We start from the raw sequence: 13,864 nt of genomic DNA on the forward strand, positions 1-13,864 counted from the left end.
ACCATCGGTTTTGGTTCGTTTTATTGAAGGTGCGCCTTTGTCTTTTGATGTAAATACGGTTTTAAATATAAAAGAGTTTTATAATGTAGGAATGTCGTATTCATGGAATAATGCTATTCAATTAAACAGCTTAATATCGGCAACAAAATGGTTTGATATTGGCTACGGATACAACCTGTATTTAAATGATTTAAGTACCTATCAAAACGGAACACATGAAATACTACTTCGTTTTAATGTTGATGAAATATTATAGTAAAATAAACGATGTTAATAAAAAACCTCTTAAAATATTTTAAGAGGTTTTTTTATGAGTTGAATAGGTATATTAAAAAAATAACCTATTTTAAGCCTTGTAATTTCTATGATTTTTCGTGTATTATAAAGTTGTAATTTATACTAACAATTATCATAAAAAAGTAATTTTAATTATTCTAGTTTTGCAAAAAAAAAAAATAAAGATGAATAAAGCTATTTATATTGCTGCAAGTGAAGCTAATTCAGGTAAATCAATGTTGAGTTTAGGAGTAATGCAACTATTGCTCCGAAAAAAACCGAAGGTTGGTTATTTTAGGCCTATTATTGATAATCCTATTAATGGAAAAAAGGACAATCATATAAATACCATTCTTAATTATTTTAAAATTAAGTGTGCTTATGATGATTGTTATGCTTTTACACGATCGGAATTAATCAATAAATTAAATGATGATAAGGAAGATGAGGTGATTAGCACAATTATTGAAAAATATAAAATTTTAGAACAAGAAAATGATTTTGTAATTGTAGAAGGAACTGATTTTTCAGATCACGGAGCTGTTATTGAAATGGATTTGAATGTTTTAATTGCAAAGAACTTAGGGATTCCTGTAATTATAGTTTCTGGCGGATTAAATAAAACGTTAGATGATTTTATTCAAGGTTTACGCTTAACTTATGATTCTTTTGTGAATAAAGAAGTTAAAGTAATTTCGGTTGTTGCCAATAAAATTGAAGCTTCAAATATTGATGCCATTATTGAAGAGGTTGGTAAAAACTTACCCAAAGATGTTTCTATAAACGCCATTCCGATTCATAAAAAATTAAATAACCCGACCATTAAAGAGCTTTCAAATAGCATTGAAGCAAAAATTTTATTTGGTAAAGAATTTTTAAACAATATATCGGGCGATATAAAAGTAGGAGCCATGCAATTGGCTAATTTTTTACAGCACTTAACCGAAGGTAGTGTTGTGGTTACACCTGCCGACAGGTCGGATATTTTGCTAGCTACCTTACAGGCAAATATTTCTACGAATTACCCGTCAATTTCTGGAATTGTTTTAACAGGAGGAATTGCATTAAATCCATCAATAATTAAATTAATTGAAGGTTTAGAGAAAACCGTGCCTATTTTATGGGTAAAAGAAGGAACTTTTGCGGTTACTACAAAGTTAGGAAGCGTAAGAGCGCATATTTACGCCGAAAATGTTGATAAAATAAAAATGTCTATTAATATTTTTGAAAAACACGTAGATGTTACTGCTTTAAACGAAAAATTAACAACCTATAAAGGAACTGATATTCTTACGCCAAGAATGTTTCAATATAATTTATTGAAAAAAGCAAAACAGGTTAAAAAACACATTGTATTACCTGAAGGAAATGATGACAGAATATTAATAGCGGCATCACAACTTCAAAAAACAAATGTTGTTAAATTAACTATTTTAGGAAAAAAAGTACTTATTCAGGCAGCTGTAAAACGTTTAAATATTTCTTTTGATTTTGATAAAATTGATATTATAAATCCTATTGAATCGGTTTATTTTGCTGATTTTTCAAGCACTTTACATGCGTTAAGAAAACACAAAGGATTAAGCCCTGCTATGGCAGAAGATTTAATGGCTGATGTTTCTTATTTTGGAACCATGATGGTTCACAAAGGCTTGGCTGATGGAATGGTTTCAGGGGCTGCACATACTACGCAACACACTATAAAACCAGCATTACAATTTATTAAAACAAAACCTGGATATTCGGTAGTTTCATCAATATTTTTTATGTGTTTAGAAGATAGAGTGTCTATTTTTGGCGACTGTGCAATTAACCCAAATCCAACGGCGGTACAATTGGCGGAAATTGCAATTTCATCGGCAGATTCAAGTATTGCCTTCGGAATTGACCCAAAAATAGCGATGTTATCGTATTCATCAGGCGCTTCAGGAAAAGGAGAAGATGTCGATACCGTTCGAGAAGCAACAGCGATTATCAAACAAAAAAGACCCGATTTAAAAGTAGAAGGTCCTATTCAATATGATGCGGCTGTAGATCCATCTATCGGAAAAAAGAAAATGCCAGATTCAAAAGTAGCAGGGCAAGCAAACGTGTTAATTTTCCCTGATTTAAATACAGGAAATAATACTTATAAAGCCGTGCAAAGAGAAACAGGAGCTTTGGCAATCGGACCAATGTTACAAGGTTTAAACAAACCTGTAAACGATTTAAGTAGAGGGTGTACTGTTGATGATATTTTTAATACCATAATTTTAACCGCAATTCAAGCACAAGATCAATAAGCTTTCTAATACAAAATAAAACATGAAAATATTAGTTATAAATTCAGGTAGTTCATCAATAAAATATCAATTAATTCAAATGCCACAACAGCAGGTTATTTGTGCAGGTTTAGTTGAAAGAATTGGCTTGAAAAAAAGCGTTGTTCATTATAAATCAGAAGAAAATAAAAGTAAAGAAATTTCTGATATTAAAAATCATAAAGAAGGTTTACAAAAAGTAGTCAATTTATTATTAGATGAAAAAATAGGTGTACTTACCAGTACAAACCAAATCAATGTAGTAGCGCACAGAGTTGTTCATGGTGGTGATTCTTTTAAAGAAACAGCTGTAGTAACTGCTCAGGTTAAAAAGAAAATTGAAGAGTTATTTTCATTAGCACCGCTTCATAATCCTGCAAATTTAGAAGGAATACAGGTTGCCGAAACTATTTTTACAGATGCTATTCAAGTGGCAGCTTTTGACACGGCATTTCATCAAACCATTCCTGAAAAAGCGCATAAATTTTCTATTCCCAATAAATTTTTAACAGAAAATAAAATAAGATTATACGGTTTTCACGGAACAAGTCATAAATATGTTTCTGAAAAAGCCATCGAATATTTGCATAAAAACAACTGTTTACAGCAAGAAAAATCTAAAATTATAAGCATTCATTTAGGAAACGGTTGTAGTATTACGGCTATTGAAAATGGAATTAGTATTGACCATAGCTTAGGTTTTAGCCCTGTTACAGGTTTAATTATGGGTTCTCGTTCGGGTGATATTGACCATTCTTTAATTTTCTATTTAATAGAAAATTTAGGCTATGATGCTAAATATGTATCAGATATGTTGCAAAAGCAAAGCGGAATGTTAGGTTTAACAGGTTTTAGCGATTTGCGTGATATTGAAGATGCGGCAGAAAAAGGCGATAAAAATTGTCAATTAGCCTTAGATATGAATGCCTATAGAATTAAAAAATATATAGGTTCTTATATTGCGGTGATGAATGGCGTTGATGCGATTGTTTTTACCGCTGGAATTGGCGAAAATTCAATACTTATCAGAAAATTAACCTGTACAGGTTTAGAATATTTTGGTATTGAGTTAGATGAAAATAAAAATGATGTAAAAGCCAGAGAATTAACAGAAATTCACAAAGAAACATCCAAAGTAAAAGTATTGGTAATTCCAACCAATGAAGAATTAGAAATAGCAACACAAGCATACGATTTATTACAATAAATGAATTACAAAAACACGTATTTAGTTACCATTCAGTATTTAGGATTTCGTTTTCACGGCTGGCAAAAACAGCCAAATTTAAAAACAGGTCATTTATTTTTAGATAAAACGTTAAAATTTATTTTTAAAGGAATCCGCTTAAAAAGTTTGGGTGTCGGTAGAACCGATGCCAGAGTATCGGCGACTCATTTTGCGTTTCAGTTATTTATTGATGAAACCGTAGATTTTGAGCAATTTATGATTGATTTTAATGCCAATGCTCCAGGCGATATGCGGGCATTAAAAATTGAAGATATCGATAAAAAATTCAATATAATTCAGCATCCGAAGATAAAAGAATATCGTTATTATTTTTCTTATGGTGAAAAAAATCATCCGTATGCCGCACCTTTTTTAACCCGATTTAGAGATCAGTTAGATTTGGAAATTATGAAAGAAGGTGCTCAATTATTTGAGGGTTTTCATAATTTTAAAAGATATTGTACAAAACCATCGGAAGAAACAAAGGTGGAAAGAAGTATTGAATATTGTCGCATTGAAAAAAACACGGAATTAACAGCTTCTTTTTTCCCGAAAGAGAGTTTTGTGTTAATTGTTAGAGGCGAAGGTTTTTTAAGAAACCAAATCCGTTTAATAATGGGCGGATTACACAGTTTAGGAAAAGGAGAATACGGTTTAGATTTTATAAAAGACAGTTTAAACCCTGAATCAGATATTGAATTTATTAAAAATATAGCACCTGCTTCTGGCTTACATTTGCATAAATTAGAATTTAAAGATTTGGATTAACGAGATAGTTGCTCTTTGCGTTAGCGATTGAAGTTTTGTTTGAGCTCTTTTATGAAGAATGAATAAAAAGCGAGTACGTAAAGCGCGACCCTTGTGGTAACGCCCAAAAAAAGTCCATTATAAAAATAATGGACTTTTAGTTTATTTAGGTTTCTTGATCAAACTATTTCTTACCCTCTAATAAGCCCTCTCGAAATTACTATTTTTTGAATTTCTGAAGTTCCTTCGTAAATTTGAGTGATTTTTGCATCCCGCATTAAACGCTCTACATGATAGTCTTTTACAAAACCATTTCCTCCATGAATTTGCACAGCTTCAACCGATTGTTCCATCGCTACTTTTGAGGCGTATAATTTTGCCATTGCGCCCGACATATCATAATTATTTCCTTGGTCTTTGTCCCAGGCAGCTTTCATTACTAACATTCTTGCGGCTTCAATTTCAGTGTACATATCGGCAAGTTTAAAAGCAATTGCTTGATGATTGCAAATTTCTGTACCAAAAGTTTTACGTTCTTTTGAATATTTTAATGCCAATTCATACGCTCCAGAAGCAATTCCTAAGGCTTGTGCAGCAATTCCGATTCTTCCTCCAGCTAAAGTTTTCATGGCGAATTTAAAGCCAAAACCATCTTGACCAATTCTATTTTCTTTAGGTACTTTTACGTTGTTAAATTGCAAGGTATGTGTGTCAGAACCACGGATTCCTAATTTATCTTCCTTAGGACCAACATGAAAACCTTCGGCACCTTTTTCAACGATAAAAGCGTTGATTCCTTTGTGTTTTTTACTTCGGTCAGTTTGTGCGATTACCAAATAAACATCGGCACGCCCACCGTTTGTAATCCAGTTTTTTGTACCATTAATTAGGTAATGATCGTCTTTTTCTTGGGCTGTTGTTGCTTGCGATGTTGCGTCAGAACCTGCCTCAGGTTCACTCAAACAAAACGCGCCAATTTGTTCGCCACTAGCTAATTTTGTTAAGTATTTTTGCTTTTGATCTTCCGTTCCAAAAGCTTCTAAACCATAGCAAACTAAGGAATTGTTTACAGAAACCATTACCGATGCCGATGCGTCAATTTTAGATAATTCTTCCATAATTAATACATACGAAATTGCGTCCATACCGCTTCCGCCGTATTTTGGATCGACCATAATTCCCATAAAACCAAGTTTTCCCATTTTTTTTACTAAAGAATCAGGAAATTCTTGCTTGTTGTCTCTTTCAATTACGCCTGGTAATAATTCGGTTTGAGCAAAGTCACGAGCTGCATCACGAATCATTATATGTTCTTCTGTTAAACTAAAATCCATAATTTATGATTGTTTAATAATTGTTAAATCCGTAAAAAATTCATCCAAAGATACTTTTTTAATAGCGTATTTTTAACCGTGTTTTATTATTTTTACAGATATGAATGATGATTTTTATTTTATAATAGGTTTAATGTCTGGTACATCCTTAGACGGGATTGACTTGGTTTTTGTAAAGTTTGATAAAAAAAACTATAAGAATTTTAAAATTTTAGCGGCAGAAACAATCGCATATTCGAGTGCTTGGAAAGATAAATTACAAGGGGCAATTAATTTTTCAAAAGATGATTTAATTCGTTTAGATATTGAATATGCGGTTTTATTATCAGAAGAAATTAATGGATTTATCAAAAAAAACAAGATAGATGCTATTGATTTTATCGCCTCGCACGGGCATACAATTTTACATCAACCAGCAAAAGGAATTACACTTCAAATTGGTCATGGTAAAATTATATCAGAAAAAACCAATCAAAAAGTAATTTGCGATTTTAGAACCCAAGATGTTGCGCTTGGCGGTCAAGGAGCACCGCTTGTTCCTATTGGTGATGAGTTATTATTTTCTGAATATGATTTTTGCGTAAACTTAGGCGGTTTTGCCAATGTTTCTTATCATTTAAAAAATCAAAATAATGTAAAAGATAGTTTAAATGATAATTTAGGCGAAAATAATCAAGAAAATACCCGAATTGCTTTTGATATTTGCCCTGTAAATATTGTTTTGAATCATTATGTGCAAAAATTAGGATTTGAGTATGACGATAAAGGACAAATTGCTAAATCGGCAATAATAAATCAAGAATTATTAAGGAAATTAAACGCGTTAGATTTTTATAAAAAATCAGCACCAAAATCGTTAGGATTAGAATGGGTTCGTTTGATTATTTTTCCGCTGATTGATACTTTAGAAAAAGATATCCCAGCTATTTTACGCACTTTTATTGAACATGCTGCAATTCAAATAGGCAAAATAATTCATAAAAATGACGTTGTTTTAATAACAGGAGGTGGCGTTTTTAACGATTTCTTAATGAACAGAATTGAATTTTATGCCGAACAAAAAATTGAAATACCATCAAAAGCACTTATTAATTACAAAGAAGCGTTAATTTTTGCTTTTTTAGGGCTGTTACGTATTGAAAATCAGGTGAATTGTTTAAAAAGTGTTACAGGTGCAAAAAAAGATCATTCTTCGGGTGTTATTTTTAATAAATAGCTATTTATTTTTAAAATAAAAAATTGTTACCTATCATTTTTTTATAGTAAATTTGTGACAGTATGTTTTCAACTAAGTATCATAATAATTCAAAAAATAATTTAAATGAATCAACTTTAGCTTCGCTCAATAGCGTATTTCAAAAACAAGATAGTAGCAATTTTAAGGTAAACATTTATTAAAATAGAATATGAAAGAATTATTAAAAATATACGAAAATAAAGAGCCAGAAATCGTTTTTCACTGGAAAGATCAAGAAACAGAAGCGGAAGGATGGACAGTGATCAACTCTTTAAGAGGTGGTGCAGCAGGTGGAGGAACCAGAATGCGTAAAGGTTTAAATAAAAATGAAGTATTGTCGTTAGCAAAAACAATGGAAGTGAAATTTACTGTTTCAGGACCTGCTATTGGTGGTGCAAAATCAGGCATTAATTTTGATCCTAACGATCCTCGAAAAAGAGGTGTTTTAGAGCGTTGGTATAAAGCGGTAACACCTTTATTAAAACATTATTACGGAACTGGTGGTGATTTAAATGTTGATGCCGATAAAGATGTAATTCCTTTAACAGAAAGTTGTGGTGTTTGGCATCCGCAGGAAGGAATTTTTAACGGACATTTTAAACCAACTGAAGCCGATAAAATTAATAGAATTGGGCAATTGCGCCAAGGGGTAATTAAGGTTATAGAAGACAAGCAATTTTCACCTGATTTATCAAAAAAATATACCGTAGCAGATATGCTAACAGGTTATGGTGTTGCCCAGGCAGTAAAACATTACTACAACCTTTACGGAGGTTCAATTTCAGGAAAAAGAGCTATTGTTCAAGGTTTTGGAAATGTAGGATCGGCAGCGGCTTATTACTTAACACAGTTAGGTGCTAAAGTGGTTGGAATTATTGATAGAGAAGGTGGTGTTATTAATGAAGCTGGTTTTTCTATGGAAGAAATGACAGCCTTATTTTTAGCAAAAGACGGTAATCAGTTAGTGTCTGAAAAAATGATTCCTTTTGATGAAATTAATGAAGAAATTTGGAATGTGCCAGCGGAAATATTTGTGCCAGCAGCAGCCTCACGATTAGTTTCTCAAGACCAGGTACAAAAAATGATTGACACAGGCTTAGAAGTGATATCGCCAGGAGCAAATGTTCCTTTTGCTGATAAAGAAATTTTCTTCGGTCCTATTATGGAATATACCGATAGTCATGTAAGTTTATTACCTGATTTTATTTCTAATTGTGGTATTGCTAGAGTTTTTGCTTATTTAATGGAAGCAAAAGTAGCACTTCCAATGCAAGATAAAGCCATTTTTGACGATACTTCAAACACAATTAAAAAAGCACTACAACGAACTTTTTCTAAAAGTGCTGCAAAAACAAAAATTTGTTCAACAGCTTTTGAAATAGCTCTAAAAGAGTTGGTTTAAAGGCACAATAAATAAAAATGATGTTTAAATATTTTTTAGGGAATAGTCCTAAGTGGTTTAAAATAACCATGCTTAGTTTTTTAGTTTTCAACGTGTTTTCCTTTTTTGTATTAGGAAAAACAATAACCGCTTGGCTTTTTATAGCAGAGTTTATTTTTACCCTAGCAATGGCACTAAAGTGTTATCCGCTTTTAACAGGAGGTTTGCTAGCTATTCAGGCAGTTGCATTGGGCTTAACCACCGCTAAAAATGCCTATCATGAAGTAGCTCAAAATTTAGAAGTAGTATTACTTTTAGTGTTTATGGTGGCGGGTATTTATTTTATGAAACCTTTGCTAATGTTTATTTTTAGTAAGGTTTTTACAAAAATAAAATCGAAAGTATTATTGTCATTATTATTTGTGTTTTTATCAGCGGTTTTATCAGCGTTTTTAGATGCTTTAACGGTAACGGCAGTATTAATTAGTGTTGCTGTTGGTTTTTATGGAGTGTATCACAAAATACATTCGAGCTCTTCAGATTATGATCATGATGGAGTTTTAGATAGAGAAGAATTAAGTGGAGAAACCTTAGAGCAATTTCGTAGTTTTTTACGTAGTTTAATTATGCACGGTGTTGTTGGTACCGCTCTTGGAGGAGTTTGTACCTTAGTTGGTGAGCCTCAAAATTTACTAATTGGTGAACGATTAGGTTGGGATTTTGTACAGTTTTTCTTAAAAATGGCACCTATTACGTTACCTGTTTTAGCAGCAGGGATGGCAACAACAGTTGTTTTAGAATTAACAGGATCGTTTGGTTTTGGAGATAAATTACCAACTGTAGCGGCAAATATTATCGGTAAATACACCGAAGAAGAAGATGCTAAAAGAACAGCTAAAGAAAAATATGCTTTAATTGTTCAAGGAGTATCTGCAATATTATTAATTGCAGGATTGGCTTTACATATTGCTCCTGTTGGGTTTATCGGTTTGGCATTGATTATTGTACAAACAGCTTTTATTGGTATTACTGATGAGCATCAATTAGGACCTGCTTTTGAAGAGGCATTGCCTTTTACAGGATTATTAGTAGTCTTTTTTGTAGTGGTGGCAATGATTCATGACCAGCATTTATTTAGCCCAATAATTCACTGGGCGTTAAGTCAAGACCCAGCATCACAACCAGGGTTATTTTATGTAGCTAATGGATTTTTATCAGCAATTAGCGATAACGTATTCGTAGCAACGGTATATATTGGTGAGGTAGAACAAGCTTTTAAAAATGGTGATATAACAAGAGAACATTTTGAAAAATTAGCCATCGCAATTAATACAGGAACTAATTTACCAAGTGTTGCAACACCAAATGGGCAAGCAGCATTTTTATTCTTATTAACATCATCATTAGCGCCGTTAATTAATTTATCGTACGGTAAAATGGTTAAAATGGCATTTCCTTATACCATAGTTTTAGGGGGATTAGGATATATAATGGTAAAACTATTATTGTCTTAAATAAATAAAAAAAATAGTGTATTTTTAAATCCTGAATTTATATTCAGGATTTTTTTAGTATTATATAAAACAAAATGACGTTCATGTTCGCATACATTCAAAAAGAAACGGGTTTAGTTGATGAAATATCAGCTGAAAAAACATTATCTATTATTCAGTTAATTAAAGACGGAGGGCTAGGAGGCCAAATTATTATTGCCATCCTATTTGTGTTATTAGCCGTAGCATTATACATTTATTTTGAGCGATTTTTTGCCATTAAAGCAGCTTCAAAAATAGATAAAAATTTTATGGATAAAATTAGAAATTTTGTAACAAGTGGAGATTTAGACAGTGCAAAGCAATTGTGTAAAAACACCAATTCACCTAACGCAAGATTAATTAGTAAAGGAATTTCAAGAATCGGAAAACCCTTAGAAGATATTAATAAAGCGATTGAAAACGCTGGGAAATTAGAAGTTTATAAACTTGAAAGAAATGTTTCTGTTATCGCAACTATTGCAGGAGCAGCTCCTATGATTGGGTTTTTAGGAACAGTAATTGGAATGATTATTGCTATTCATGAAATTGCAAATTCAGGTGGGCAAATTGATATTAAATTATTATCTGACGGATTATATACCGCTATGACAACAACGGTTGCAGGTTTAATTGTAGGAATTATAAGTTATATAACCTACAATCATTTGGTGGTTCGTACCGATAAAGTGGTGTATCAAATGGAAGCCGTATCGGTTGATTTTTTAGATTTATTAAACGAACCTGCATAAAATGAATTTAAAGGGAAGAAATAAAGTAGATCCAAGTTTTAATATGTCGTCAATGACGGATATTGTTTTTTTATTGTTGATATTTTTTATGCTAACATCAACCTTAGTTACGGTAAATGCCATTGATGTTTTATTGCCAAAAGCAGGCGGAAAAACAGAAAATAATAGCGCAATAGCAGTGAGTATTACCGAAGATTCTGCTTTTTATATTGATAAAACAAAAGTAAGTGCTGTTAATTTAGAAAAAACAATATTAAGTAAAGTTGGCACAGATAAAAAGAAAACAGTGGTAATTCGAGGCGATCAAAACGTAGCATATAAAAATGTGATGAAAGTGATTGATATTGCCAATCGAAATAAATTAAAGATGATTTTAGCGGTAAAAGCAAAGTAATAATGACCTGTATTTCTAACTTGTTTTTTGCAAAAAGGAGTGTAAAAATAGTATCGATAAATTAAGTAATGAAAATATTAGAAACAGCACATCAACGTAAGGCGGCGGTAATTACTGCGGTTATTTTGATGCTTTTACTCTTCGGAGTTTTTAATTTCGGAATAAAATATTTAGATCCGCCGATTGAGTACGGGGTGGCAATTAATTTAGGTTCTTCGGATGTTGGAAGCGGTGAGCCTGTGGAAGAAATGGAATTAGCAGCCGCATCACAAGCTGTTTCAGAAGAAAATGAATCGCAAGACTTTGATCAAAACACTGAAGATCAGCCTGAAGAAGAAGTTGAAGAGGAAATTACGGAGCAAACACAGCCGTTAAATGAATCTTCTCAAGAAATTCAGGAAGATATTATTACAGATGATACGGCAAAAGATGCTCTTAGTATTGCTAAATCAACCAAGGAAAAAGAGGTTGTAAAAGATACATCCGAAGAAAAACCCGAAGAAAAAATTAAAGAAAAGGTTAAAGAGAAACCAAAGAAAACGCCAAAAAAGAAGCCAAAACCTTCAAAACAAACCACAGATGCTTTAAATAGTTTACTAAACGGAACAGCAAACACAGGTGCAAAAACAGGCGAAGGTGACGATGCTGAATCTGGTATAAAAGGAAACAAAAATGGCGATTCGAAGGCTAGTAAATACTACGGAAATTCAAAAAGTGGAACTGGTGGTAATTATAATTTAGCAGGGCGAAAAGCCTTATCAAAACCTATAAAAAAACCAGATTGCCAGGAAGAAGGTACAATTGTAGTGAGTATTGAGGTGAATAAAAATGGAATAGTAACCAAAGCACAAACTGGCGGTTTAAAAGGTAGTACAAGTTCGGCTCCTTGTTTAGAAAAAGCAGCAAAACAAGCGGCTTTAAAAACAATTTGGAATGCTGCTAATGATGCACCCCAAAAACAAAGAGGTACAATTATCTACAAGTTCTCTTTATCAGAATAATTATTTTTTTATTTAAATAAATATAACCTCCGATTATTTATCGAGAGGTTATAAAACAATATATAGATGACATATCAACAAACCTTAGATTGGATGTTTGCGCAATTACCAATGTATCAAAAAGAAGGTAAAACGGCATTTAAAAAAGATTTAACCAATAGTATTGCTTTAAGTAATGAATTAGGAAATCCTGAGAAAAAGTTTAAAACTATTCATGTTGGTGGAACTAACGGAAAAGGATCTACAAGTCATTTAATTGCTAGTGTTTTACAAGAAGCAGGGTATAAAGTTGGTTTATATACCTCGCCACATCTTAAAAATTTTACAGAACGTATTCGAATTAATGGGCAAGAAATTGAGCAAGAAAGTATTATTGATTTTATTTCTCAAAATAAACAATTTTTAGAAGCTCAAAAATTATCGTTTTTTGAAATGACCGTAGGTATGGCTTTTGATTATTTTGCCAAACAAAAAGTAGATATTGCTATAATTGAAGTAGGATTGGGTGGTCGGTTAGATTCAACAAATATTATTACTCCAGAAGTTTCGGTAATTACAAATATCGGCTTAGATCATACGCAGTTTTTAGGCGAAACATTGCCCGAAATAGCGTATGAAAAAGCAGGGATTATAAAAGATAATATTTCTGTTGTTGTTGGCGAGCGTCAAAAAGAAGTTGAAAAAGTTTTTATAGATAAAGCAAGTGACTGTAATGCTGAAATAGTATTTGCTTCTGATCAAGATTATAGTTATAAAACCGATTTGTTAGGAGATTATCAATCGAAAAATGTAAAAACGGCAGTTAAAGCGATTAGTCAATTAAAAGATTTTGTTGTTTCTGAAGAAAATATCAAAAATGGCTTGTTAAAAGTAGTCGAAAACACTAATTTAAAAGGTCGTTGGCAAATTTTACAGCAAGAACCTAAAATAATTTGTGATACTGCACATAATAAAGAAGGCTTAATTTATACTTTAGCACAACTTAAAAATGAACAATATAAAAATTTACACATTGTTTTAGGAGTCGTTTCTGATAAAGACCTAGCAGCTATTTTACCGATGTTTCCTCAAAATGCGAGGTATTATTTTTGTAAACCAAATATTATACGAGGATTATCAGAAAAAAAATTAAAAGATACAGCTGAGGTGTTTAATTTAACAGGGGATTTGTTTGGTTCTGTAAATGAGGCTTTTGAGTCGGCAAAAACACAGGCAAACTCCGAAGATTGTATTTATATTGGTGGAAGTACCTTTGTTGTTGCAGAAATTTTATAAAAATAATTGAAAAAAAGTTTTGTCAATCTAAATAAGAGTTATATATTTGCACCCGCAATTAGCGTATAGGGCGCGTAGCTCAGTTGGTTCAGAGCACTTGGTTTACACCCAAGGGGTCAGGGGTTCGAATCCCTTCGCGCCCACCAAAATACCTAAGGTTAATTGCATAGTAGGGCGCGTAGCTCAGTTGGTTCAGAGCACTTGGTTTACACCCAAGGGGTCAGGGGTTCGAATCCCTTCGCGCCCACATAGATTACCGAATAAAAAAGTCCTAAAAGTATTTTGGGCGCGTAGCTCAGTTGGTTCAGAGCACTTGGTTTACACCCAAGGGGTCAGGGGTTCGAATCCCTTCGCGCCCACTAAAAGTCTCATCATTTTTGATGAGACTTTTTTTGTTTTATAATTGT

General features: G+C 32.4%; 12 protein-coding genes and 3 tRNA genes. 14 read left to right on the forward strand and 1 reads right to left on the reverse strand.

Features of this window, described 5'->3' with window-relative positions:
* The 4 genes from AQ1689_RS00865 to AQ1689_RS00880 all read left to right on the forward strand — a co-directional run.
* Window positions 1-256: type IX secretion system membrane protein PorP/SprF (locus AQ1689_RS00865; RefSeq protein WP_145993712.1), on the forward strand; the 256-nt coding region annotated here is incomplete at its 5' end.
* 205 nt (window positions 257-461) lie between these two features.
* The gene (pta, locus tag AQ1689_RS00870; protein WP_101954896.1) at window positions 462-2,558 is read left to right on the forward strand and encodes a phosphate acetyltransferase; all 2,097 of its coding nucleotides are present in this window, start codon (window positions 462-464) and stop codon (window positions 2,556-2,558) included.
* A 22-nt stretch (window positions 2,559-2,580) separates the two neighbouring features.
* Entirely contained in the window at window positions 2,581-3,783 is a 1,203-nt protein-coding gene (locus AQ1689_RS00875; RefSeq protein ID WP_101954897.1) for an acetate/propionate family kinase, read from the forward strand.
* On the forward strand, window positions 3,784-4,572 hold the full coding sequence (locus tag AQ1689_RS00880; RefSeq protein WP_101916187.1) for a tRNA pseudouridine synthase A: 789 nt from the start codon (window positions 3,784-3,786) through the stop codon (window positions 4,570-4,572).
* A 170-nt stretch (window positions 4,573-4,742) separates the two neighbouring features.
* Here the strand turns inward: AQ1689_RS00880 and AQ1689_RS00885 are convergent, their stop codons facing one another.
* Window positions 4,743-5,885, reverse strand: a complete 1,143-nt coding sequence (locus AQ1689_RS00885; RefSeq protein WP_101916186.1) for an acyl-CoA dehydrogenase — start codon at window positions 5,883-5,885, stop codon at window positions 4,743-4,745.
* A gap of 100 nt (window positions 5,886-5,985) precedes the next feature.
* Between AQ1689_RS00885 and AQ1689_RS00890 the strand changes: the two genes are divergently transcribed.
* The 10 genes from AQ1689_RS00890 (at window position 5,986) to AQ1689_RS00935 (ending at window position 13,816) form a co-directional block, all read left to right on the forward strand.
* A complete protein-coding gene (locus AQ1689_RS00890) occupies window positions 5,986-7,101 on the forward strand; it encodes an anhydro-N-acetylmuramic acid kinase (protein WP_101954898.1) in 1,116 nt (371 codons plus the stop codon).
* 190 nt (window positions 7,102-7,291) lie between these two features.
* On the forward strand, window positions 7,292-8,524 hold the full coding sequence (locus tag AQ1689_RS00895; protein WP_101916184.1) for a Glu/Leu/Phe/Val dehydrogenase dimerization domain-containing protein: 1,233 nt from the start codon (window positions 7,292-7,294) through the stop codon (window positions 8,522-8,524).
* Between the two features lie 20 nt (window positions 8,525-8,544).
* Complete coding sequence (nhaB, locus tag AQ1689_RS00900) at window positions 8,545-10,017, forward strand: sodium/proton antiporter NhaB (protein WP_101916183.1); 1,473 nt, start codon at window positions 8,545-8,547, stop codon at window positions 10,015-10,017.
* Between the two features lie 83 nt (window positions 10,018-10,100).
* Entirely contained in the window at window positions 10,101-10,787 is a 687-nt protein-coding gene (locus tag AQ1689_RS00905; protein WP_101954899.1) for a MotA/TolQ/ExbB proton channel family protein, read from the forward strand.
* A gap of 1 nt (window position 10,788) precedes the next feature.
* Window positions 10,789-11,181, forward strand: coding sequence for an ExbD/TolR family protein (locus tag AQ1689_RS00910; protein ID WP_058884351.1), 393 nt, complete (start codon window positions 10,789-10,791; stop codon window positions 11,179-11,181).
* 68 nt (window positions 11,182-11,249) lie between these two features.
* Window positions 11,250-12,182: an energy transducer TonB family protein gene (locus tag AQ1689_RS00915; protein WP_101954900.1), complete on the forward strand. Its 933-nt coding sequence runs from the start codon at window positions 11,250-11,252 to the stop codon at window positions 12,180-12,182.
* 66 nt (window positions 12,183-12,248) lie between these two features.
* Complete coding sequence (locus tag AQ1689_RS00920; protein ID WP_101954901.1) at window positions 12,249-13,457, forward strand: bifunctional folylpolyglutamate synthase/dihydrofolate synthase; 1,209 nt, start codon at window positions 12,249-12,251, stop codon at window positions 13,455-13,457.
* Window positions 13,458-13,525: 68 nt separating this feature from the next.
* Window positions 13,526-13,603: transfer RNA gene (locus AQ1689_RS00925), tRNA-Val, on the forward strand.
* Window positions 13,604-13,629: 26 nt separating this feature from the next.
* A tRNA-Val gene (locus tag AQ1689_RS00930) sits at window positions 13,630-13,704 on the forward strand.
* A 37-nt stretch (window positions 13,705-13,741) separates the two neighbouring features.
* A tRNA-Val gene (locus AQ1689_RS00935) sits at window positions 13,742-13,816 on the forward strand.
* The last annotated feature ends 48 nt before the right edge of the window (window positions 13,817-13,864 follow it).

The sequence above is a fragment of the Tenacibaculum finnmarkense genome (assembly GCF_900239185.1).
In the GTDB taxonomy this organism is placed as follows: domain Bacteria; phylum Bacteroidota; class Bacteroidia; order Flavobacteriales; family Flavobacteriaceae; genus Polaribacter; species Polaribacter finnmarkensis.